Source organism: Micromonospora sp. NBC_01699 (assembly GCF_036250065.1).
In the GTDB taxonomy this organism is placed as follows: domain Bacteria; phylum Actinomycetota; class Actinomycetes; order Mycobacteriales; family Micromonosporaceae; genus Micromonospora_G.
Map to the genome: position 1 here is coordinate 1958232 of NZ_CP109199.1, position 23012 is coordinate 1981243.

Sequence of the window (23012 nt, forward strand, 5' to 3'; positions counted from 1 at the left end):
GCGGGACGAATGGTTTCCGCCGCCGGTCAGGCGCGGGGACAAGCGCCTCCGACGACGGATGTCGGCGACACGGTCCATAACGGGGGTCGATAGGTCGGCCGGACCGGATAAACGTTGTGGACCGGGGAGAGACACCGTTCACGGGGCATGCTGGCGGGGGACTCACCTGCTGGCCGCGATCGGAGCGAGGCATCCGATCCGGCCGACGACGGCCGAGGCGGGACTCGGCCCCGGTAGGGCGGCGTCAGGGCAGGGAGGCGGGCAGCCCGAAGGACTCGAAGTGAGCGGCGGCGACGAAGGAGGTGACCTCGGTGATCTGCTCGTCGCGAAGGGTCAGGACGTCGATCGACCAGGCGAGGTGCGCCCCGGCGTCGTCGTTCCAGAGATAGGAGCCCACGGCGGGTTGGCCGTTCGCGCTGGTCGGTAGGTGCCGCCACGTTCCGCACCCGGTCAGCGGCACCCGTACGGCGAAGTCGGTGACCGCCTCGATGCCGTGGTACCAGTGCTCCAGCGGCGGCATCGACCAGGTGACGTCCTCGGTCAACAGTGCGACCAGGGCCTCGGTGTCACCCCGCTCCAGGGCCGCCGAATATCCGGCGACGATCTCTCGTACGCGGGCGTCGCCGATCTTCCGCAGGGTCTGCTGCTGGGCCGGGGACCGGACCTTCTCGGCCACGATCTTGCGAGCTCGGGCCAGGGCGGAGTTCACCGACGTGGTCGAGGTGTCCATCATGGTGGCGATCTCGGCCGCCGAGAAGCCGAGGACCTCGAACAGCAGCAGCGCCGCCCGCTGGTTGCCCGGCAGGTGCTGGAGGGCGGCGACGAAGGCGAGCTCGACCGCCTCGCGCTGCTCGTAGCGCGCGCCCGGCCCGGCCGGCCCGTCGGCGAGGCCCGCATCGGGATAGGGGCCCAGCCAGGCGTTGGGCAGCGCGGTGTCGCCCACCACGGCGTGGTCGCTGGACGGGCCGAGGTCGACCGGCAGGGCCCGCCGGCCGCGCGCCCCGGCGATGTCCAGGCAGGTACGGGTGGCGACGGTGTAGAGCCACGAGCGCAGCGAGCCGCGGCCCTCGAAGCGGTCGAGCCCTCGCCACGCCCGCAGCAGGGCGTCCTGTAGCGCGTCGTCGGCATCGTGCGCCGAGCCGAGCATCCGGTAGCAGTGGGCGTGCAGCTCCCGGCGCAACGGGTGGACGAGGCGGGTGAACGCGGCGCCGTCCCCGTCGCGTGCCCGGACCAGGTCGAGATCTTCGGCTTCCTCGGCCGCGGTGTCCCGGTGCCGCGAAGAAGAAAGATTGCTCACGAGCGACGATTCTGCCCTACGGCGGGAGTCATCAATTGCGACCGAGTGGTGAGCACCAGCTAGGAGACCTCGATGTACGACGCCTCGACCGTTCCCGCCGCGTCCCGGACCCTTGAGGTTTTCGGCGCGCGCCTGCACTACGAGATCCGGGGCCGGGGTCCGCTGGTGGCGCTCGTCGGCTCCCCGATGGACGCCGACGCGTTCGCGGCGCTGGCCGACCTGCTCGCCGCCGACCACACCGTACTCACCACCGACCCGCGCGGGATCAACCGCAGCCCGGTCGACGACCCCGAGCTGCCGTCGACCCCGCAGCTGCGTGGCGACGACCTCGCCCGGCTCCTGGCCCACCTCGATGCCGGCCCGGCCACGGTCCTGGGCTCCAGCGGCGGCGCCGTCAGCGCGTTGGCGCTCGCCCAGGCCCACCCCGAGCGGGTGCACACCGTGATCGCCCACGAGCCTCCGCTGGTCGAGCTGATCGCGGACCGCGAGCGGGTCCACGCCGAGACCGAGGAGATCATCGCCGCCCATCTCGCCGGCGACACGCCGGGGGCGTGGGCGAGGTTCCTGGCCCAGGCCGACATCACCGTGCCCGACGAGGTGTTCGAGATGATGTTCGGCGGGGAACGCGAGCCGCAGCAGGCCGCCGACGAGCACCGCTGGTTCGCGTACGAGCTGCGTTGGACCACCCGCTGGCGGCCCGATCTCGCCGCCCTGCGCTCGGCGGGAACCCGGATCGTCGTCGGCATCGGTGAGCAGTCGGACGGTCAACTCTGCGACCGTACGTCGAGGGCGCTCGCCACGGCGCTCGGCGTCGAGCCCACGGTCTTCCCCGGCGATCACACCGGTTTCGCCGACGACCCCGACCGGTTCGCCGGTCGACTGCGTGACGTTCTGGGGGAGAGCTGAACGACCGGAGGTGGAGCTGCCGGCCCGGTGTGGTCAGAGGCCCTGTCCGACCTCGACCAGGTACCCGTCGGGGTCGCGCAGGTAGCAGCGGATCTCCGTACCGTGGTCCTTCGGCTCGGTGATGAAGTCCGCGCCGCGCTCCTTCCACTGCGCGTACAGCTTCCGGATGTCGGTGACCCGGACGTTCATCGCGCAGCTCAGGGTGTTGGCGTCGGCCGGGGCCTTGGCCTGCACCGTCGGCTTGTCGTCGGTGGGGCCGCCCTCGACGTTGATGATGATGTAGCTGTTGAAGAATCTCATGATCAACGGGCTGCTCTCGTGGACGCAGGTGGCGCCGAACACCCGCTCGTAGAACTCCCGCGACCGGTCCAGGTCCCGGACGATGAGCAGGGTCGCGAGGAACATCCCGTCCTCGGGCTTGAAGTAGTCGGGTGCCGGGTTGGCCAAGGTCATGATTTTCCCCCTGTGCTGCCGAAGGTGGCGCGGCATTCCCGGACGGACCAGGCCGAAACTACGGGTTCAGGACGATCTTCCCGGCGACGGTGCCGGATTCGGCCAGCCGCAGCGCGTCGGCGGTGCGGGCGAGCGGCAGTTGGGCGGCGATCCGGGCGGTGACCTCACCGCGTTGCAGGGCGGCGAACACCTGGGTGAGGTCGGCGCCCAACCGGGCGCGGAACCGGTTCCTGGACAGGAAGCGCCCGGCCCAGATGTTGAAGAAGTAGGCGTGGCGGCCGTTGGGCAGCGCGTTCCACAGCCATACCCGGCCGAGCAGTTTGAGCACCGGCCACTGCTTGGACCCGGTGTCGTCGCGGGTGGAGGCGCTGCCGTACGAGACGAGCGTGCCGCCGGGTGCGAGCAGGCGCCAGGAGTCGAGGATGCCGCGACCGCCGACGTGGTCGAAGACCGCGTCGACGCCACCGGGGGCGAGTTCGCGGACCCGTACGGCGAGGTCCTCGGCGCGGGAGTCGACGGGCCTGACCCCCTGCTCGCGCAGGGCGTCGTGGTGTCGCGCGGACGCCGTACCGATCACGGTCACGCCCGCCGCCTGGGCGAGCTGGACCAGGACCGAGCCGACGCCGCCGTTGGCGCCGTGTACGAGGATGGTCTGCCCGGCGCGGATCCGTGCCCTGCGGTGCAGCATCTGCCAGGCGGTGATGCCGTTGAGCACCACGGTCTCGGCCTCCGCCGGGTCGATCCCGTCGGGCACCGGCACCACGTCGGCCGCCTCGACGAGCACGTGGCTGGCCCAGCCGCCGACCTTCACCAGTGCGGCCACCCGGGTGCCGGCCAGCCCCGGCTCGACGCCCTCGCCGGTCGCGAGGATCGTGCCGACCAGGTCGTAGCCCGGCACGAACGGGAACGCCGGTTGGTCGTAGTAGCGGCCGCGACGCATCTGCTGCTCGGCGAAGGAGACCCCGGTCGCCTCCATCCTGATCACGACCTGGCCGGCACCGGCCGTCGGGACGGTTCCGCGCCGGATCTGTAGCCCCTCCGGCTCGACCTTGCCCGGCAGCACGACCTCGACGAGTCCTTCGACGTTCATGACGACCTCCTGTTACTCGCTGTTGTGTTAGTTATAAGTTCTAACAGTGTCGCGAGGGTGGCGTCAAGGGTTTCCGTGATAGCGTCTAACTAAATCTTGAGTGTGTAGCCAGGCGGTGTGGGGAAGGCGGCAGGCCATGGCGGAAGCGGGTACGAAGACCCCGCGCGAGCGCTACCGCGCCCAGGTGCGTACGGAGATCAAGGAACGTGCGTGGCGGCAGATCGGCGAGGCCGGGGCGTCCGCGCTCTCGCTCAACGCCATCGCCAAGCAGATGGGCCTGAGCGGGCCCGCGCTCTACCGGTACTACGCCAACCGCGACGAGCTGATCACCGAACTCGTCACGGACGCGTACCGGAGCCTCGCCGACACCTTCCGTGCGACCGCCGAGACCGGCGCCGACCTGACCGCGCTGGCCAACGCCATCCGCGCCTGGGCCCTGGAAGATCCTCAACGGTACTTTCTCGTCTACGGCACGCCCGTCCCCGGTTACCACGCGCCCGACGACGTAACCCGGATCGCGTCCGAGATCATGGCGGCTCTGCTCGACGCCTGTGTCGTACTGCCCTCGGATCGCCCGCCGACACCGTTCGACGCGCACCTCGAAGGCCACCGGCAATGGGCGGGCGACCATTCCGCCCCGCCTGCGGCGCTGCATCGTGCCCTGACCTTCTGGACCCGGCTGCACGGCATCCTGTCCCTGGAACTGGCCGGTCATTTCACCGGAATGGGGTTCGACCCGGCCCGGCTGTTCGCGGCCGAACTGGACGGCCTGTTGAGGCGCTGACCGCGCCGCGCCACCTCGTCACCGCCGGGCGGCAAGGAATCCGGAGTTCCGCGACAACCGCCCGGAAATGCCACCTCCGGCCGACGAGATCAAATTCGATCGGTACGGCGCGGCCGGCGGCCGAGTCGTTGCCCCGTACGTCGCCGGAAGTCGGCCCCCACGCACTCGTGATCACCTTCGGCGGCCGGATCGTCCGCGCACCATAATCGAGACTCGTCGGACCGGTTGCATCGGACACCGGATGCGTCCGTGCTCCCGCTTGACGCGATTTGACGCCTTTGTGGTGGCGGTGGAGTGGGGTGGGCCCGGTCGGCGCCATCGAGGCAGTGGTCTGCGGGGGGAATTGCGATCCGTCGGTGCGTTTACCGTGCCCCGATCGTCGAGCGAATGGGCCGCATCCTCTCTCGTTCATGCGTAGCCCGCCAAGCGTTCACACTCATCTCCACTGACGGTTATCGCCTACTTGCAGTATGCATCTTCGGGGCCGAACCATCCGGTGTTTCCGGTATGTGGCCTATCTGAGTAAAGTCCCATGACTCGCAGCTATGCAAAGCCATGCCCCTTCGGGTGTCGGGATGGCGGGACGGAGCAATCTCGCATGACTGCTGACCGCGGACCGGTCGCGCAGTTCCGTATATATCGGACCTTACAAGGGATGATCATTTGGCGTCTGGTGGCGTCCAACAATCGGGTGCTCGGCATGTCGGCGGCCACATTCTCCGCGATGGACGGTGCGGTCGCCGCAGTACGCCAGATCCGCAGAGAGGCGCGCCTTGCCTTGATCGAACTGGTGCACGTGCCCGCCCCCGGCCAGGATTGGACGTGGCGGATGTTCGACGAGGGCGGGGAACTGACGGCGCTCTCTCCCCGCAGCTACAAGAGGCGTATCGACTGCCACCACGCACTCGAACGGTTCCGGATGGCCGCGCCGGAGGCCGTGGTGGACTCGGCCGTGGGCCGGCGGGGTCGCTTCTGGTGAGCAGTGTCAAGCGCCCGTACCCGGTCGGTCGCCGATATCCGGGAACGAATCCTCCCGCGATTTCGCCATTTCCCGGAGGCGTGTCCTTTGTGGTCCGTTCACCATGGCGCGATGCCACAGTAACCGCGCATCGATTGTCTGGGCCGCGAGTTCGCGTGGGCATCCCCGCGCCCGTCGACACCCCCCCCGTCTACAGGAGGAGAAGGACCGTGCCCCGCAGGCTGCCGAAGCCATCCCGGATACGACTCGCCCGATCGTTCGGAGCCGCGACCATCGCCGCCGGGTTGAGCATCGGCGTCGCAGCCGTGCCGGTGCTGGTCGCTCCCGCGGGTGCGGCCCCGGTGGGCACGATCACCCTCGAACCGGTCAGTGGCGCCCTCACCGACGCGCCGTTCGCCGCCTTCACCGCCAGCGGCCCCTGTCCGGCCGGGTTCGGCACCGCGGCCGACATGTTCCTCTACAACGACGCGGTGCAGCCGTTCAGCCTGATCTCCCTCGCCGGCCCCGACCTGGACCAGGCACCGGTGAGCGGCACGATCAGCGGATCCCTCGCCGATCTGGCCCAGGCCGGCGGCGTGCTCGACCTGCCCGAGGGCGCCTACGTGCTTGAGCTGACCTGCTACAACGACGAGTTCAGCGTGGCTCCGGACACCCTCACGGGGCGGATCGCGATCGCCGACGGACAGTGGCAGGTGGTGACGGGCGGCGGCCCGACCGGTACGCCGACCGCTACCCCCACCGGTACGCCCACCGCGACCCCGACCGGTACGCCGACCGACTCGCCCAGCCCGACTCCCACCTCGACGCCGACCGCGACCCCGTCGGCGACGCCGACCGAGTCACCGGACCCGACCCCCACGGAGAGCGACTCCCCGACGCCGACCCCGACCGAGACCGACGACCCGCCCGGGTCGCTGCCACAGACCGGTAGCAGTGGTCTGGACACCTACCTCTACCTGGCCCTGGTGCTGATCGCGTCCGGCGCGACGCTGATGCTCTGGGACCGCCGGCAGCGGCTGCTCGCCGCCGCCCCGACCGGCCACTGAGGTCCGGCATGAGCAGTGCCGAGCACAGGACCGAGGACCAGACCGGGTACGAGGACCGAGCCGGGTACGAGGACCGGGCCGCCGGGGAAGATGGGCAGGTCGGGGACGACGGGCAGGTCGGGGACGAGCCGCGTCGCCGTACCGGCGGTGGGGCCGTACTGGTCGATCGGTTGTTCCGGGCCGGCGCGCGTACGGCGGGCGCCCTGATGTTGCTGGTCATGGGGGGCATCGGGGCGTTCCTGGCGGTGCAGGCGGTGCCGACACTGCGCAACTACGGGTGGCGGTTCTTCACCGAGAGCGACTGGAACCCGGAGCGCAACGTCCTCGGCATCGCCGCGGTGGTCGTCGGCACCGTACTCGTCGCCGCCGTGGCGATCGTGGTCGCCTTTCCGCTGGCCCTGCTCACCGCGCTCTACATCACCGAGTACGCCCCCCGCGGGCTCCGCCGGGTGCTGGTCTCCGCGGTGGACCTGATGGCGGCGGTTCCCAGCGTGGTCTACGGGCTGGTCGGGTTGGCGTTCTTCCAGCCGCAGCTGATCGGGATCGCGCGATGGCTGCACTCGTACGGCCGCTGGTTGCCGGTCTTCGAGGTCGGCACCGCCGAGGACCCGGTCGACCCGAACGCGGCCATCTGGGCCGAGAGCCGCTACACCTCGTCGGCGTTCATCGCCGGGGTGGTCGTCTCGCTGATGGTGCTGCCCATCGCCTGCGCGGTCATGCGTGAGGTCTTCTCCCAGGCCCCGCAGGGCGAACGGGAGGCGGCGTGGGCGCTGGGTGCCACCAGGTGGGGTGTGATCAGGACGGTCGTGCTGCCGTTCGGGCGCGGCGGCATCATCGGCGGGGCGATGCTCGGGCTCGGCCGGGCCCTCGGCGAGACCATCGCCGTCGTCTTCATCATCTCGACCGCCTTCGAGGTGAAGCTCCGGATCCTGGAGAACGGCACGATCACCACCTCGTCGCTGATCGCGGTCCGGTTCGGCGACGCGGACGCCGGACAGCTCTCCGCCCTGCTGGCCGCCGGGCTGGTGCTCTTTCTCATCACACTCGCCGTCAACACGCTCGCCGCCGTCCTGGTCTCGCGCAGCCGCAGCGGCGCCACGACCGAGATCTGACCGGGACGGGACGGGGAAACAGGGTGCAGACCGAAATGATTCCGCCACCGGTGGAGCACGACCTCCGGCCGATCGACCACACGGCCGAAAACCCGGCGCTGGTCGGCCCGCCGGTCGACGACACGAACGACGAGGGTGGCGACGACCGGAACATCGACGAACCGCGCCGACGGCTGACGCCCCGCACCCTGGACGACAGACTGTCCGTGTTCGGCTCGGGGCTGGCCGCGTTGGCGCTGGCCTGGGTGCTGTTCCAACGCCTGCTGCCCACCGACGGGGCGGTCGGGTTCGCCCTGCTCTGGCTCGGCACCTTCCTGCTGCTGTACGCGGCGGTGACGGCCATCCGGCATCCGGGCACGGTCATCGCCGACCGGCTCGCCGCCGCGGTGGTGCACGCCGGTGCCGTGACCGTCGGCGCGACGCTCTGCCTGGTGATCGTCTACACCGTGTGGCGGGGGCTGCCGGCGCTGCGGTACCTGAACTTCTACACCGAGGACCTCTCGGCGGCGGGGCCGTTGGCGCCGCTGGACATGGGCGGTGCGCTGCACGCCATCGTCGGCACGCTGGTCGAGATCGGCATCGCGATCGCCATCACGCTGCCGCTCGGCGTGGCGACCGCCGTGTTCATGACCGAGGTGGGCGGCCGGTTCAGCCGGCTGGTCCGGACCGTGGTCGAGGCGATGACCGCGCTGCCGTCGATCGTCGCCGGCCTGTTCATCTACACCGTGCTCCAGGTGACCCTGGGCTTTCCCCGGTCCGGGCTGGCCGCCTCGCTGGCGATCTCGGTGATGATGCTGCCGATCATCGCCCGCGCCGCGGACGTGGTGCTGCGGGTGGTGCCCGGCGGGCTGCGCGAGGCGAGCCTGGCCCTCGGTGCCTCACAGTGGCAGACGGTGTGGCGGGTGGTCCTGCCGACGGCCCGCCCCGGGCTGGCCACCGCCCTGATCCTCGGTACCGCGCGCGGCATCGGGGAGACGTCGCCGGTGCTGCTCACCTCGGGCGCCTCGAACTACCTCAACGTCAACCCGGTGGACAGTTCGATGAACTCGCTGCCGCTGTACGTCTACTCACTCGTACGCAGCGGCGAGCCGGCGTACATCAGTCGGGCCTTCGGCGGCGCCGCGCTGCTGCTCGTGCTCGTGCTCGCCCTGTTCGTGGTGGCCCGGCTGGTGGCGGCCCGGCGGTCGGGCACGCGGTGAGGCGACCCAACCCATCTCAAGGAGGAACGATGACAACCCCGACCCGATCCGACGCCGCCGGAGGGCGACCGCCCCGACGGCGCGCCGCGCGGGTGCTGGCCGCGGGAGCGGCGCTGCTGATGGCGGTGGTCGCACCGGCCGCGCCCGCCCTGGCGGTGCCGTACGAGCAGGTGGAGGGGACCGGCTCGACCTGGAGCGCGAACGCGTTGCAGCAGTGGGTGACGAGCGTGCAGGCGACCGGGAACCGGGTCGTCTACACCGCCAACGGCTCGTCCGCCGGACGCCGTGACTTCAGCAACTCGCAGAGCGACTTCGGGGTCTCCGAGATCCCGTACCAGACCCAGCCGGACCCGATCACCGGTGTGGTCGAGGACGCCCGCCGGCCGTTCGCGTACATGCCGATCGTGGCCGGTGGCACCTCGTTCATGTACCACCTCGAAGTCGGCGGCAAGCTCTACCGGGACCTGCGGCTGTCCGGTGAGTCGATCGTCGGGATCTTCACCAACAAGATCACGAAGTGGAACGACCCGCAGATCACCCGGGACAACAACGGCAAGGCACTGCCCGCTATCGACATCGTGCCGGTGGTCCGGTCCGACGGCTCCGGCACCACCGCCCAGTTCGCGCTCTGGATGGACAAGCGGTACGGCTCCCAGTGGCGCGCGTACTGCGGCTGCCAGGGGCTGACGTCGTACTACCCGCGCAAGGGTCGGCAGGTCGCGCAGAGCGGTTCGGACAACGTGGCCAACTACGTCGCGGCCCGGTCCGGCAACGGGACCATCGGCTACGTCGAGTTCTCCTACGCGCGGAACAAGAACTACCCGGTGGCGAAGATGCTCAACCAGGCCGGTTACTACGTCTCGCCGACCGACTACAACGTGGCCGTGGCGTTGCAGCAGGCCCGGATCAACACCGACCGGAGCAACCCGCGCGAGTACCTGACCCAGGTGCTCGACGGGGTCTACACCAACGCCGACAAGCGCGCCTACCCGCTGTCGTCGTACTCGTACATGATCCTGCCGGTCGGGGCCGACGACCGCCGGATCACGCCGGGACGGGCCAGGGCCCTCGCCGACTTCGCGTACTACTCGATCTGCGAGGGGCAGCGCAACGCCGGACAGCTCGGTTACTCGCCCCTGCCCCGCAACCTGGTGCAGGCCGCGTTCGACCAGATCGCCCGGATCGCGAAGCTCGCCCCGGAGGACCGGCCGGACAACAACTTCGCCAACTGTCCGAACCCGACCTTCGACCCGCGCAACCCGGCCGTCAACAAGCTCGCCCAGGACGCTCCCGCCCCACCGGAGTGCGACAGGCAGGGCCAGGGACCGTGCTCGGGCAACGGCAACAACAACGGCGGTAACAACAACGCGAACAACAACGGCGGCAACAACAACGCCAACAACAACGGCAACAACAACGGTGCCGGGCCGAACGCCACCACGCCACCGACGGCCGCCCCGGTCGACACCGACGGCGACGGGATCGCCGACGTCGACCCGGAGTCGGGTCAGCCGATCCTCGCCGGTGGTACCAACAACGAGCTCACCGGCGCCGCCACCGAACTCGCCGCCTTCCGACCCGACGGGATGTCCCGGGCACTGGCCGTGCTCGCCGCCGGGCTGCTGCTCCTGGTCGTCCTGCTGCCCGGACTGGTGTCCCGCGCGGTGGCCCGGCGACGGGAGGCGGGGCGATGACCCGCCGCCGCACGACCACTGTCGCGTACCCCCGCCGAGCCAGCGCCGCGCTGGTGCTGGCCATCCTCGCAGCGCTGGTGGTCGCACCGGGCATCGCGGACCGGCCGGCAACGGCCGAGCTCGCCACCGCCGCCCGGGAGCAGACCCGGCAGATCCAGCGCGGCGACAAGGGGCCGCAAACGGCGACCGTACGCGTCTCGACCACCGAGGGCCTGATCAACCGGCAGGTGCTCCGGCTGAGCTGGTCCGGGCTGGTGCCGAGCCACCGCCTCCCGATCGTCACGGTGCCGCAGAACGAGGCGGTGCCGTACACGATGGAGTACCCGGTCGTGATCTTGCAGTGCTCGAAGCCGGAACCGGCCCGGGAGGACTGCTACTTCAACCGGACCATGGCCAACGACAGCTCGAACGCCTCCTACTGGGACGCCCTCCAGCCGGAGCAGCAGCGCGGGTTGGGCTGGCGGCCGTCGTTCCGGGCGGCCAACCGGGAAACCCCGTACGCACCGACGGAGCAGCCGTCCGACTTCGGCACCTCGAACTTCGCCGGCAACACGATGGTGGAGCCGACCGGTCCGGACGGCACCCGCAGCGACGTCCGGTTCGAGGTACGTGACCAGGTCACCACGCCGAGCCTCGGCTGCTCCGCGAGCCGGAAGTGCTCGCTGGTGGTGATCCCGGTGATGGAACTCGTCTGCGCACCGGACGCCGCTGCGCCATGCTCGGCCGGTCCGACCGGCCCGGTGGGCGGCCCGAACAACAGTCCCGAGTACAACGAGACGCTCGCCCCGGGCGGTTGGGCGTTGGAGTCGAACTGGCGCAACCGGTTCGTCGTACCCATCGAATTCGCCCCGGCGGACTCGACCTGCGCGACCACCGACCCCCGTCCGCAGCGGGCGTTGGTCGGGGCGGAGACCGCCGACCTCGCGCTGCGCCGCTGGACGCAGGCCATGTGCGTGGACCGGGAGGCACCCCGGCTGGCCCACGTACGGCAGAGCGAGGAGGTGGCGCGCAACCTGCTGCTCAACCGCAGCGGGGAGGAGTACGGCGCCGACGCGGCACTGGTCACCCGACCGGTGACCGGCTCACCCCGACCACTCGCGCACGCCCCGGTGCTCGCCACCGGGGTCGCGGTGGCGTTCGCGGTCGACGTACGGGTCGGCGACGACGCACCGTACGAGCTGCGGGACCTGCGACTGAGTCCACGCCTGCTGGCGAAGCTGATGACCCAGTCGTACCAGGGGACGTTCTTCTTCAACCAGGCCCATCCCGCGGTCAGTGCCAACCCGGTGACCCTCTTCCACGACAAGGAGTTCCTGGCGCTCAACCCGGACTACCCGCAGGACGCCGCCGGCGGGCCGACCAACGGCAACAACGCCAGCGGATCACAGGGCCTCACGGTCATCACCAACGACTCGGACGCCTACTACGAGCTGACCCGGTACGTCACCGCCGACCCGGAGGCCGTCCGCTGGCTCGGCGGCGAGGCGGACGAGTACGGCACCACGGTCAACCCGGTCTACCGGGGCACCCCGTTCCCGTCGGCCCGGTTCGAACTGCGCGACGAGTGGGTGCCCGAGGGTGTGCCGTGCGGCCCGCTGCCCGGCCTGACCCGGGTCCAGCACGTCGCGCCGAGCCTGGAGGGCGGGATCTACTCGATCGCCGACTCGCAGGGACTGAACCAGGAGTGCGTCAACACCAGCCCACTCGGCGAGACGCCGAACTGGGTGTGGTCCAAACCGAACCGGCAGTACTTCCCGAGCCGGGTCTACCTCACCGTCACCTCGGTCGCCTACGCCGAGGCGTACGGGCTGCCGATGGCCCGGTTGCAGTCCGGACGCGGCGCCGACGGCCAGCGTACGTTCGTCGGGCCGACGCCGGCGGCGATGGCCGAGGCGCTGCGGCACATGGTGGTCGACGACAGCTCCGGAACCCGGCGGGTCGACCACGCGGCGCTGCCGGCGACCGCCTACCCGGGCACGCTGCCGATCTACCTGGCGGTGCCGACCGCCGGCCTGCCCGACGACGCCGCCGCCGACTACGCGGAGTTCGTGCGCCGCGCGGTCAGCGCCCGGCACCAGACCCTCGGCGGCGCGATCGGCCAGTTGCCACCCGGTTACCTGCCGCTTCCGGACGACCTGCGCCGGCAGGCGCTCACCCTGGCCGACGCGGTGGCCCGGCAGGCGGCCGACCCCGATCCGACCACCCCACCGCCGACCACACCCGCCGCGAACGGCGGCAACGGCACCCAACCGCCGGCCTCGGTACCGACCCCGGGCAGCACACCGAGCCCGTCGCCCACGCCCAAGGCCAGCGTCACGCCCTCGGCCGGCACCCCGCAGCCGCAGGTCCGGGCGCTGACCCGGACCGACACGTCGGCGCTCGGCGCCTGGGCGCTGCCGGCGGTCCTCGGCACCGGGCTGCTCGTGCTGCTGGTCATCCCGTTCGTCCTGCTCGCCGCCCAGCCGGACCATCCGGTACGGCGCCTCGTCCGGTCCGCCGGCCGGGTGCTGCGGCGAACGGGTTCGTGACGGCTGATCGCCACCCGCCCGCTTCACGGCGCGTCGCCGCCGATCGGCTCGCCCGGAGTCGCCGCCGATCGGCTCGTCCAGAAGGAGCTTCCATGGCCGGTACCACCGCGCCCGTACAGGATCGAGCCGGGGCCGACCAGCGGCCCCGGCCGGTGAACGCGCCCGGCGGGGTGGCCATCTCCGCCATCCACGCGTTACTGCTGGTGGCGCTGCTGACCTTCGGGTTCGTCGGCTACCTGGTCGGGCTGAGCCCGTTGCAGCAGCTCCGGGCCCAGGACAACCTCCACGACCGGATCCGGGGCGAACTGGCCCAGGCCACCACCCCGTTCGGCGGTGCTATCGAGCCGGGCACCCCGGTCGCGGTCATCACCATCGACGCGGTCGACCTGCGCGCCGTGGTGGTCGAGGGCACCTCCTCGGCGGACCTGCTCGCCGGCCCCGGACACCGCCGGGACACGCCGCTGCCGGGCCAGGCCGGCGTTTCCCTGCTGTACGGCCGCGCCGGCACCTTCGGTGCGCCGTTCCGGCGGGTGCCGGACCTGCCGGCGGGCACCCCGATCGAGGTGGTGACCGGACAGGGCGCCTTCACCTTCCGGGTGACCGGCTCCCGGCGGGACGGTGACCCGGTCCCTGCGCCGCTGGCCGCCGGTGCCGGGCGGCTGACCCTGGTCACCGCCGAGTCCACCCGCCCCCTCACCGCGGTCAGTACGGTCTTCGTCGACGCCACCCTGGACGGTCCGGCCCAGCCCGCGCCAGCCGGTCGGCCGGCGCTGATCCCGTCCTACGAGCGCGCCCTGCGCTCGGATTCCACCGCCGGCTTCCCGCTGGTGCTCTGGCTCCAGGCGCTCGCCCTGGCCGCCGCCGGGCTCACCTGGAGCCGGCACTACTGGGGGCGCTGGGAGACCTGGATCGTCGGCAGTCCGATCGTGCTCGCCTGCGTGTGGCAGACCTACGAGGCGGCCGTACGGCTGCTGCCCAACCTGCTCTGACCGGCCGACGTACGCCACGACGAGGGGCCGGGCGGCGGATGCCGCCCGGCCCCCCTGGTCAGGCTGTGTTTCCCGTCGTCAAGGGGTGGTTCAGGGGATGATGACGGGCACGCCGCAGCTGCCGGCCGCCGCGGTCTTGGGCAGGACCGTGAAGCCGTTCGAGGTGATGGTGGAGTCGGCGGTGGCGCTGGTGCACAGGAAGCTGGTCGAGTTGAACGCGGCGCCCACGGTCGCGGCCCGCGAGGTCTTGATCACGTTGTAGAGCAGCCGGCTGACGTTGAAGTTGCCGGTGGTCGTACGCAGGGCGATGACCTTCTGGCCGCCGACCACCGGCACGTTGACGTTGTAGCGGCCGACCGAGAACGGCGCGATGGCGTTCGCGTCCGCGTTGATCGGGGCCGGGTCGTGCTCCTGCGGGTCGTCGTTGACGCAGTAGCTGCTCGGGCTCTCGCTCTTGGTGATGACCTGGGCCTCGGTCAGACCGATCTGCTCCAGGAAGAACTTGCGGGTGCCGGAACCCGGCTGCGGCAGCAGCGGGTTGATGGTCGCGGTGCTGGCCCCGGCGACGAAGTCGCTCCACTGGTTGGCGGTCGCCTGGCACTGGTAGATGGAGACCAGGCGGGCCACGGTGAAGACGAGGCTGGCCGGGGCGTTGGTGGCCGGGCTGCCGTCGCCGTTGGCGCGGGCGACGGCGATCGCGAGCCCGTCACGGGCGATCGGGTACCAGCTCGTCCCGGACGTCCCCGGCGTGCCGGAGTGACGCGCGTAGTCGACGTAGTCGTTCTCCACCCCGCCGCCGGGGCTGTTGGCGGCGGCGACCAGCGCGGTCAGGCCGGCACCGGAGCCGTTCGGCCGGGCGATGCCCGGGGCCGGCTGGCCCGCCTGGACGATGATCGGCGAGGTGCCGGTGGCGTCCCAGGAGGCCAGCCGCCGGGTGGGCGCCGGGGACTGGGCGTTGTAGGCGGTGGCCAGCCCGTTCAGGAGGAACTGGCTGGTGTCCGAGCCAACGCCGGCGAAGTCGTCGTTGTCCGGGGTGAAGGACGGGTCGGCCTGGGCGCCGGTGGCGGCGAACGCCAGCGACATGGCAACGGCGGCGAACGCCGCCCCGGCTGCCTTGAGGACGGTCTTGCGCATGTGCGGGATACCTCCGCGGTTCTTCGATCAGCCTCGATCTGGGGCCGCGTTCAGCCCACCAGTCCGTCACCGGGCGTGCCACCAACGTCACATAGCCACTACCTGCGCGCGGCACGGCCGCTGCGTTAACAGGCACCCAATCCACCAAATCGGTCAACTGATCCGGCCGGTGACGCCGCCATTTCTCGGAGTGAATGCGTTCACCCGACCGTTGCCGTCGATGCCTAGGGTCGGATGGCCCATGTCCGGCGAGTACGCCACCCGGTGGGTCGGCGTTCGGAGGAGTCGCAGGTGTCAGCGAGTACAGGTTCGGATGTCACGGTGCAGCTCGACCGGAGGCTTACCGGCTCCTCGGTCGCGGTGAACGAACCGGGGACCGACGACACCGCCGTCGACCCGGCCGCCGCCGGCCGCCCCGGCGCCACGCTGCGTACCGAGCGGCTCTCGGCCTGGTTCGGTACGCACAAGGTGCTCGACCGGGTGAGCCTGACCATGCCCGCCGGAGTGGTGACCGCCCTGATCGGCCCGTCCGGCTGCGGCAAGTCCACCTTCCTGCGGATCCTGAACCGGATGCACGAGCTGGTGCCGTCGGCGTCCCTCGCCGGTGAGGTTCAGCTCGACGACCTGGACATCTACGGGGCCAGCCAGCCCCTGACCGAAACCCGGCGGCGGATCGGCATGGTGTTCCAGAAGCCGAACCCGTTCCCGACCATGTCGATCGCGGACAACGTCACCGCCGGACTCAAACTCACCGGCCGACGCGCGGGGCGCGGCGAGAAGGCGGCGCTGGTCGAGGAGTGCCTGACCCGGGCGGGACTCTGGCGTGAGGTCAAGGACCGGCTCCGGCAACCCGGCGGCACCCTGTCCGGGGGACAGCAGCAGCGTCTCTGCATCGCCCGCTCGCTCGCCGTACGGCCCGACGTGCTGCTGATGGACGAGCCCTGCTCGGCACTCGATCCGACCTCGACCCGGCGGGTGGAGGAGACGATCGCCGACATCCGCTCGACGGTCACCGTGGTCATCGTGACGCACAACATGCAGCAGGCCGCCCGGGTGTCCCAGCAGTGTGCGTTCTTCCTCGCCGAGGAGGGCAAGCCCGGTCACGTCGTCGAATCCGGCGACACCCGGCAGATGTTCGGCGCCCCCCGGGACCCGCGTACGGCCGACTATGTCAACGGACGCTTCGGCTGATTCGCCGACCGGAGCCCGCGACGCACCGACCGGATCGGCGATCCTTGATATGTGGGTGAACCGGATCTAGATTGCGTTGATCCCGCCGGTCGGGCGGCAGCGGTCGGCCCGGGGGCGGCGGACCGGGGGAGGAAACGCCTGTGACGCAGCCGAAGGCACTGGTGGTTCGGGGCGGGTGGGAGGGGCACCGGCCGGTCGAGGCGACGGAGTTGTTCATCCCGTTCCTCGAACGCAACGGCTATGCCGTACGGGTCGAGGAGTCGACCGAGATCTACGCCGACGCCGCCGAGCTGGCCGGCACCGACCTCGTCGTGCAGTGCGTGACCATGTCCCAGATCACCGCCGAACAGGTGGCGGGCCTCGGTGCGGCGGTCGCCGCCGGGACGGGATTCACCGGCTGGCACGGCGGCGTGGTCGACTCGTTCCGCGCCTCGTCGGACTACCTGCTAATGGTGGGCGGCCAGTTCGCGACCCATCCGGGGAAGGAGCCGGGCGAGCGTCACGGTGGCCCGGAGGACAACTTCCTGCCGCACCCGGTGAACTTCACCGACCTCGGCCGGGAGCATCCGGTCACCTCCGGGATCGAGGACTTCGACCTGGTCACCGAGCAGTACTGGGTGCTGCACGACGCCCTGATCGACGTGTTGGCCACCACCACCCACCCGGTCCGGGCGTGGCAGCCGTGGCACCGGCCGGTCACCTCACCGGCCATCTGGACCCGTCGATGGGGCGCCGGGCGGATCGTCGTCACCACCCCGGGCCACAGCCTCGACGTGCTGGAGCACCCGAGCGTCCGTACGGTCATCGAGAGGGGAATGGTGTGGGCGACCCGCACCGCGTCGGCGTAGTGGGGCTCGGGGTCATCTCCCGGGCGTACCTGAACACGCTCGCCGACCACCCGGCGGTGCGGATAGTCGCGGTGGCCGACCTCGACGCCGCCCGGTCGGCTGCGGCCGCCGCCCTGATCCCCGGCGCCGAGGCGTGCGGCGTCGAGCGGCTGCTCGACCGCCCGGACGTGCAGACCGTGCTCAACCTGACGATCCCCGCCGCGCACGCCGAGATCTCGCTCGGCGCGATCGACGCCGGCAAGAACCTCTACGTCGAGAAGCCGCTCGCCGTCACCTTCCCGGACGGCCGCGCGACGATCGACCGGGCCGCGTCGGCCGGCGTACGGGTCGGTTGCGCGCCGGACACCGTCCTGGGCACGGGTACGCAGACCGCCCGCGCGGCGATCGACGGCGGACTCATCGGGCGCCCGCTGTCGGCGTCGGCCGTCATGGTCACCGCGGGGCACGAGCGCTGGCATCCCCACCCCGACTTCTACTACACCCCGGGCGGCGGCCCGCTGCTGGACATGGGTCCGTACTACGTCTCGGCGCTGGTCAACCTGCTCGGGCCGGTTCGTGCGGTGATCGGAGCCGCCGGCCGCCTGCGGGCCGAGCGGGTGATCGGCTCCGGCCCGCGCGTCGGCGAGCGGATCCCGGTGACGGTGGACACCCACGTCAGCGGCGTGCTCGAACACGCCGACGGCGTCCTGTCCACCATCACGACGAGCTTCGACGGCGTCGCGACGACGGCCGCGCCGATCGAGGTGCACGGGGAGACCGGCACGCTCGCCGTACCCGATCCGAACCGGTTCGACGGCGAGGTCCGCCTGTTCGCGCTCGGTGGCACCGGGTGGCGGGTGCTCGAACCGTGTGCGGGCTACGTCGACGCCTCCCGGGGTGTGGGCCTGCTCGACCTGGTCGGGGCGGACGACCGGCGTACGCCACGGGCCGGCGGCGAGCTGGCGCTGCACGTACTCGAAACGATGACCGCCCTGCTCCGGTCGGCGGCCGAGGGTCGGCGGATCGAGCTGACGACGACGGTGGAGCGGCCCGCATCGGTCCCGCTCACCCCGGCGGGGGACTGGAAGGCGCGGGGCGTACCCGGAAGTTGATCTCCATCCCACGGAGTGCCGACGTTCGGCTTTGCGACGTTCTATCCGGTACGCTCGATCCTCAGGTCGAGAGGCGCTGCAACGGGCGAAGACGCCCGCCACGCTCGACCGGGGATTCAATCCTGGCTGCAAGGGCGCCTCCGTTGAACAGCGGAGGTGCCAATGGAAACGTTTCCGAGCCGCACGGACGACCGCGAGTCCCGCATCCGCGCACTCAAGGAGCTGCTGGGCCAGCGCATCCTGGTGCTGGACGGGGCCTGGGGCACGATGTTGCAGGGCGCCGGACTCACCCCGGCCGACTACCGGGGCGAGCTGCTGCCGGACCACTCGCACGACGTCACCGGCGACCCGGACCTGCTGAACCTGACCCGGCCGGACGTGATCCTCGACGTACACCGGCGCTACCTGGCGGCCGGCGCGGACATCACCACGACGAACACCTTCACCGCGACGAGCATCGCGCAGGCCGACTACGGCCTCGAATCGCTGGTCCGGGAGATGAACCTGCGCGGCGCCCAGCTGGCCCGGCAGGCCGCCGACGAGGCCGGCGGCCGGTTCGTCGCGGGCTCGGTCGGCCCGCTGAACGTGACCCTGTCGCTCTCGCCCCGGGTGGAGGATCCGGCGTACCGGACGATGTTGTTCGACCAGGTCCGGGACGCCTACGCGGAGCAGATCCGGGCGCTGCGCGACGGTGGGGTCGACCTGCTGCTGATCGAGACGATCTTCGATACGCTCAACGCGAAGGCCGCCATCGCCGCCGCCCGCGAGGTCGCGCCGGAGCTGCCGCTGTGGATCTCGGTGACCATCGTCGACCTGAGCGGCCGGACCCTGTCCGGGCAGACCGTCGAGGCGTTCTGGAGCTCGATCGAGCACGCCGAGCCGCTGGTCGTCGGGGTCAACTGCGCGCTCGGCGCCACCGAGATGCGCCCGCACGTCGCCGACCTGTCCCGGCTCGCCAACACCTACGTCGCCTGCCACCCCAACGCCGGCCTGCCGAACGCGTTCGGCGGCTACGACCAGCAGCCCGAGGAGACCGGTCGGCTGATCCGCGAGTTCGCCGACGACCGGATGGTCAACATCGTCGGCGGCTGCTGCGGCACCAGCCCGGAGCACATCGCGCAGGTCGCGAAGGCCGTGGCCGGGCGCCCGACCCGACCGCTGCCGGCGCCGCCGGCACAGACCCGGTTCAGTGGCCTGGAGCCGTTCGCGATCGGCCCCGACACCGGCTTCGTGATGATCGGCGAACGGACCAACGTCACCGGCTCGGCCCGGTTCCGCCGGCTGATCGAGGCCGGCGACCACCAGGGCGCCGTCGACGTCGCCCTGGAACAGGTACGCGGCGGCGCCAACATCCTCGACGTCAACATGGACGCCGACCTGCTCGACAGCGAGCGGGCGATGACCACCTTCCTGAACCTGATCGCGACCGAGCCGGAGGTGGCCCGGATCCCGGTCATGATCGACAGCTCGCGGTGGAGCGTGCTGGAGGCCGGGCTGCGCTGCGTACAGGGCAAGGGCGTGGTCAACTCGATCAGCCTGAAGGAGGGCGAGGAGCCGTTCCTCGCCCAGGCCCGCCGGATCCGGGACTACGGTGCCGGCGTGGTCGTGATGGCCTTCGACGAACTCGGCCAGGCCGACACGGTCGAGCGCAAGGTGTCGATCTGCGCCCGCGCCTACGACCTGCTCACCCAGCGGGCCGGGTTCGCGCCCGAGGACATCGTCTTCGACCCGAACGTGCTGGCCGTGGCCACCGGCATCAGCGAACACAACGGGTACGCGAAGGCGTTCATCGACGCGCTGCCCCTGATCAAGGAACGCTGCCCGGGGGTCAGGACCAGTGGTGGCATCTCCAACCTGTCGTTCTCGTTCCGGGGCAACGACGTGGTACGTGAGGCGATGCACTCCGCGTTCCTGCTGCACGCCGTACGGGCCGGGCTGGACATGGGCATCGTCAACGCCGGTCAGCTCGCCGTCTACCAGGACATCCCCGCCGACCTGCTCGAACTCGTCGAGGACGTGATCTTCGACCGCCGGCCGGACGCCACCGACCGGTTGGTCACGTTCGCCTCGACGGTCAGCGGCTCCGGCACCCGCCGGACCGTGGACCTGTCCTGGCGTGAGGCGCTGGTCGGCGAACGCCTGGCGTACGCGCTGGTGCACGGCATCGTCGACTTCATCGAGGACGACACCGAGGAGGCCCGGCAGCAGGCGACCCGACCCCTTGACGTGATCGAGGGGCCGCTGATGGACGGCATGAAGACCGTCGGCGACCTCTTCGGCTCCGGCAAGATGTTCCTGCCGCAGGTGGTCAAGAGCGCGCGGGTGATGAAGCGGTCCGTCGCCTACCTGGAGCCGTACATGGAGGCGGAGAAGGAGCAGGCGCGGCTGGCCGGGCGGATCGACACCGGTCGCGGCCAGGGCAAGGTGGTGCTGGCCACGGTCAAGGGCGACGTGCACGACATCGGCAAGAACATCGTCGGGGTGGTGCTCGGCTGCAACAACTACGAGGTGATCGACCTCGGGGTGATGGTGCCGGCCGCGCGCATCCTCGACACCGCCGTGGCCGAGGGCGCCGACGTGATCGGCCTGTCCGGGCTGATCACCCCGTCGCTGGACGAGATGGTGTCGGTCGCCGCCGAGATGCAGCGACGCGGGCTCAAGCTGCCGCTGCTGATCGGCGGCGCCACCACGTCCCGCCAGCACACGGCGGTGCGGATCGCGCCCGCGTACGACCGCAGCACCGTGCACGTGCTGGACGCGTCCCGGGTCGTCGGGGTGGTGTCGGACCTGCTGAACCCGCAGCGGGCCGAGGAACTCGACGTACGCAACCGGGCCGAGCAGGAGCGGCTGCGCGAGCAGCACGAGGGGCGGGAACGGGTCGCCCTGCTGACCCTCGCCCAGGCGCGGGCGAACCCGGAACAGGTCCCGTACGACGAGCTGCCCGTACCCGTCTTCACCGGCGCCCGTACGGTCCGGCCGGAGCTGACCGAACTGCGCGAGATGATCGACTGGCAGTTCCTCTTCCTCGCCTGGGAGTTGAAGGGCAAGTTCCCGGCGATCCTCGACCAGCCGGTGGCTCGGGAGCTCTACGACGACGCGAACACCCTGCTCGACCAGATCATCCGGGACAGGTCCCTGCGCGCCGTCGGCTCGTACGGTTTCTGGCCGGCGCACGCTGACGGCGACGACATAGTGCTCGACGAACCCGGCGCCGGGGCCGACGAGCCGCGCTTCCCGATGCTGCGCCAGCAGACGGCGAAGCCGGCCGGCCGACCCAACCGGTGCCTGGCGGACTACCTGGCTCCGGCCGGTGACCACCTCGGTGGCTTCGCGGTGGCCGTGCACGGTGCCGAGGAACTGGCCGCGACCTACGAGGCGGAGCACGACGACTACCGGGCGATCATGGTCAAGGCACTGGCCGACCGGCTCGCCGAGGCGTTCGCCGAGTACCTCCACCTGCGTGCCCGGCGGGACTGGTTCGAGCCGGACGCCGACCTGGTGATCGAGGACCTGCACGCCGAGCGGTTCCGGGGCATCCGGCCGGCGCTCGGCTACCCGGCCAGCCCCGACCACAGCCTGAAGCAGCGGCTGTTCGACCTGCTCGGCGCCGAGGACATCGGCATGGGCCTGACCGAGTCGTACGCGATGACCCCGGCCGCGAGCGTCAGCGGCCTGATCTTCGCCAACCCGTCGTCGCGGTACTTCACCGTGGGCCGGCTCGGTCGGGACCAGGTCGAGGACTACGCGAAGCGGCGGGGCCTGGACCTGTCCGAGGTCGAACGCTGGCTGCGCCCCAACCTCGGCTACGAACCCGGACAGTGAACTGAACGTGCTGTTCAACCGCCTGATGGGAGAGCACTTCAAGGACACCCCGTACGCCGGGTTCTTCACCGGCGGGGCCGAAAGCGGCGGTCGCTGATCGGCGTCCGTGGTCCGTGGGTATGTCGGTGGCGGTCCGGACCGACCGTTGCGACACTCTGACGTGTGCGAGACCAGGACCGTTTTCGATCCGCCGTCGCCGTCTGGGCGGCCGGCGGCCCGGACGCCCCGGCCGCCGCGCGGGTGGCCCGCGAACTGGCCGGCGACGGCCTGGCCACGGTTGTGCTCGTCGAGGGGGTCAGCGACCGGAGTGCGGTGGAGGCGCTGGCCGCCCGGCGCGGTCGTGACCTGGTCGGGGAGGGCGTGTGTGTCCTGTCGATCGGTGGCGCGATGAGCGTCGCCCGGTTCCTGCGGCTCTTCGGCCCGCAGGGGCTTGCGATCAAGGTGCGGGGGCTGTGCGACGAGGCCGAGGAGGGCTACTTCCGGCGTGGCCTGGAGCAGGCCGGACTCGGCACCGGTCTGACCCGGTCGGCGATGGAGGCGCTCGGCTTCTACGTGTGCGTCGCGGACCTGGAGGACGAGCTGATCCGCGCGCTCGGCACCGTGGGCGTCGAGAGCGTGTTCGCGGCCGAGCGGGATCTGGACCGGTTCCGGCTCTTCCAGAACCAGCCCGCGCAGCGTGGGCGAGCGATCGAGCGGCAACTGCGCCGGTTCATGGGCACGACCAGCGGTCGCAAGTCCCGGTACGCCCGCGCGCTGGTCCACGCCCTAGACCCGAACCGCATCCCCCGACCGCTGGACCAACTGCTACCCGGCCGGTAGTGCCCGGTCCGCCGGGGACCGCGTTGGCGG

Annotated in this window: 18 protein-coding genes and 1 riboswitch; of the genes, 14 read left to right on the plus strand and 4 right to left on the minus strand. The window is 71.1% G+C overall.

Features of this window, described 5'->3' with window-relative positions; translation table 11 throughout:
* Positions 1–244 precede the first annotated feature (244 nt).
* Positions 245–1297, minus strand: coding sequence for a sigma-70 family RNA polymerase sigma factor (locus OG792_RS08840; RefSeq protein WP_329108735.1), 1053 nt, complete (start codon positions 1295–1297; stop codon positions 245–247).
* 72 nt (positions 1298–1369) lie between these two features.
* Between OG792_RS08840 and OG792_RS08845 the strand changes: the two genes are divergently transcribed.
* Positions 1370–2203, plus strand: a complete 834-nt coding sequence (locus OG792_RS08845; RefSeq protein WP_329108736.1) for an alpha/beta fold hydrolase — start codon at positions 1370–1372, stop codon at positions 2201–2203.
* 33 nt (positions 2204–2236) lie between these two features.
* Here the strand turns inward: OG792_RS08845 and OG792_RS08850 are convergent, their stop codons facing one another.
* Positions 2237–2656, minus strand: a complete 420-nt coding sequence (locus OG792_RS08850; RefSeq protein WP_329108737.1) for a VOC family protein — start codon at positions 2654–2656, stop codon at positions 2237–2239.
* A 58-nt stretch (positions 2657–2714) separates the two neighbouring features.
* Complete coding sequence (locus tag OG792_RS08855; protein ID WP_329108738.1) at positions 2715–3746, minus strand: medium chain dehydrogenase/reductase family protein; 1032 nt, start codon at positions 3744–3746, stop codon at positions 2715–2717.
* A gap of 136 nt (positions 3747–3882) precedes the next feature.
* Here OG792_RS08855 and OG792_RS08860 point away from each other — a divergent pair, with 136 nt between their 5' ends.
* The 8 genes from OG792_RS08860 to OG792_RS08895 all read left to right on the plus strand — a co-directional run bounded on the left by OG792_RS08860 (position 3883) and on the right by OG792_RS08895 (position 14077).
* Entirely contained in the window at positions 3883–4530 is a 648-nt protein-coding gene (locus OG792_RS08860; RefSeq protein WP_329108739.1) for a TetR/AcrR family transcriptional regulator, read from the plus strand.
* A gap of 598 nt (positions 4531–5128) precedes the next feature.
* On the plus strand, positions 5129–5509 hold the full coding sequence (locus tag OG792_RS08865; RefSeq protein ID WP_329108740.1) for a hypothetical protein: 381 nt from the start codon (positions 5129–5131) through the stop codon (positions 5507–5509).
* A 209-nt stretch (positions 5510–5718) separates the two neighbouring features.
* Positions 5719–6555, plus strand: coding sequence for an LPXTG cell wall anchor domain-containing protein (locus OG792_RS08870; RefSeq protein WP_329108741.1), 837 nt, complete (start codon positions 5719–5721; stop codon positions 6553–6555).
* An 8-nt stretch (positions 6556–6563) separates the two neighbouring features.
* Positions 6564–7667, plus strand: a complete 1104-nt coding sequence (gene pstC, locus OG792_RS08875; protein ID WP_329108742.1) for a phosphate ABC transporter permease subunit PstC — start codon at positions 6564–6566, stop codon at positions 7665–7667.
* A gap of 23 nt (positions 7668–7690) precedes the next feature.
* The gene (pstA, locus tag OG792_RS08880) at positions 7691–8866 is read left to right on the plus strand and encodes a phosphate ABC transporter permease PstA (protein ID WP_329108743.1); all 1176 of its coding nucleotides are present in this window, start codon (positions 7691–7693) and stop codon (positions 8864–8866) included.
* A 29-nt stretch (positions 8867–8895) separates the two neighbouring features.
* On the plus strand, positions 8896–10560 hold the full coding sequence (locus OG792_RS08885; protein ID WP_329108744.1) for a phosphate ABC transporter substrate-binding protein PstS: 1665 nt from the start codon (positions 8896–8898) through the stop codon (positions 10558–10560).
* Positions 10557–13088 carry a hypothetical protein gene (locus OG792_RS08890; protein ID WP_329108745.1) on the plus strand — a complete coding sequence of 844 codons (2532 nt, stop codon included), beginning with the start codon at positions 10557–10559 and terminating at the stop codon, positions 13086–13088. Before OG792_RS08885 ends, OG792_RS08890 begins: the two co-directional genes overlap by 4 nt.
* Positions 13089–13180: 92 nt before the next feature.
* Positions 13181–14077 carry a sortase gene (locus OG792_RS08895; RefSeq protein WP_329108746.1) on the plus strand — a complete coding sequence of 299 codons (897 nt, stop codon included), beginning with the start codon at positions 13181–13183 and terminating at the stop codon, positions 14075–14077.
* Between the two features lie 90 nt (positions 14078–14167).
* Here the strand turns inward: OG792_RS08895 and OG792_RS08900 are convergent, their stop codons facing one another.
* A complete protein-coding gene (locus OG792_RS08900) occupies positions 14168–15211 on the minus strand; it encodes a substrate-binding domain-containing protein (protein WP_329108747.1) in 1044 nt (347 codons plus the stop codon).
* 291 nt (positions 15212–15502) lie between these two features.
* On the opposite strand from OG792_RS08900, the gene OG792_RS08905 reads away from it, so the two are divergent.
* From OG792_RS08905 to OG792_RS08925, 5 genes are all read left to right on the plus strand, one after another.
* Positions 15503–16402, plus strand: coding sequence for a phosphate ABC transporter ATP-binding protein (locus OG792_RS08905; RefSeq protein ID WP_442932391.1), 900 nt, complete (start codon positions 15503–15505; stop codon positions 16400–16402).
* A 140-nt stretch (positions 16403–16542) separates the two neighbouring features.
* Positions 16543–17250 carry a ThuA domain-containing protein gene (locus OG792_RS08910; RefSeq protein WP_329108748.1) on the plus strand — a complete coding sequence of 236 codons (708 nt, stop codon included), beginning with the start codon at positions 16543–16545 and terminating at the stop codon, positions 17248–17250.
* Positions 17223–18341 (plus strand): Gfo/Idh/MocA family protein, encoded by a 1119-nt coding sequence (locus OG792_RS08915; protein WP_329108749.1) that lies wholly within the window; start codon positions 17223–17225, stop codon positions 18339–18341. Before OG792_RS08910 ends, OG792_RS08915 begins: the two co-directional genes overlap by 28 nt.
* 62 nt (positions 18342–18403) lie before the next feature.
* Positions 18404–18488: riboswitch (S-adenosyl-L-homocysteine riboswitch) on the plus strand.
* A 15-nt stretch (positions 18489–18503) separates the two neighbouring features.
* The gene (metH, locus tag OG792_RS08920) at positions 18504–22163 is read left to right on the plus strand and encodes a methionine synthase (protein ID WP_329108750.1); all 3660 of its coding nucleotides are present in this window, start codon (positions 18504–18506) and stop codon (positions 22161–22163) included.
* A 162-nt stretch (positions 22164–22325) separates the two neighbouring features.
* A complete protein-coding gene (locus tag OG792_RS08925) occupies positions 22326–22982 on the plus strand; it encodes a TOPRIM nucleotidyl transferase/hydrolase domain-containing protein (RefSeq protein ID WP_329108751.1) in 657 nt (218 codons plus the stop codon).
* Positions 22983–23012: the final 30 nt, after the last annotated feature.

Excerpts from the sequence above, each read along its gene's own strand:
- OG792_RS08845 (WP_329108736.1), top strand. The coding sequence starts at position 1,370 with ATGTACGACGCCTCGACCGTTCCCGCCGCGTCCCGGACCCTTGAGGTT.
- OG792_RS08850 (WP_329108737.1), bottom strand. The coding sequence starts at position 2,656 with ATGACCTTGGCCAACCCGGCACCCGACTACTTCAAGCCCGAGGACGGG.
- OG792_RS08855 (WP_329108738.1), bottom strand. The coding sequence starts at position 3,746 with ATGAACGTCGAAGGACTCGTCGAGGTCGTGCTGCCGGGCAAGGTCGAG.
- OG792_RS08860 (WP_329108739.1), top strand. The coding sequence starts at position 3,883 with ATGGCGGAAGCGGGTACGAAGACCCCGCGCGAGCGCTACCGCGCCCAG.
- OG792_RS08865 (WP_329108740.1), top strand. The coding sequence starts at position 5,129 with ATGACTGCTGACCGCGGACCGGTCGCGCAGTTCCGTATATATCGGACC.
- pstC (WP_329108742.1), top strand. The coding sequence starts at position 6,564 with ATGAGCAGTGCCGAGCACAGGACCGAGGACCAGACCGGGTACGAGGAC.
- OG792_RS08885 (WP_329108744.1), top strand. The coding sequence starts at position 8,896 with ATGACAACCCCGACCCGATCCGACGCCGCCGGAGGGCGACCGCCCCGA.
- OG792_RS08890 (WP_329108745.1), top strand. The coding sequence starts at position 10,557 with ATGACCCGCCGCCGCACGACCACTGTCGCGTACCCCCGCCGAGCCAGC.
- OG792_RS08895 (WP_329108746.1), top strand. The coding sequence starts at position 13,181 with ATGGCCGGTACCACCGCGCCCGTACAGGATCGAGCCGGGGCCGACCAG.
- OG792_RS08900 (WP_329108747.1), bottom strand. The coding sequence starts at position 15,211 with ATGCGCAAGACCGTCCTCAAGGCAGCCGGGGCGGCGTTCGCCGCCGTT.
- metH (WP_329108750.1), top strand. The coding sequence starts at position 18,504 with ATGGAAACGTTTCCGAGCCGCACGGACGACCGCGAGTCCCGCATCCGC.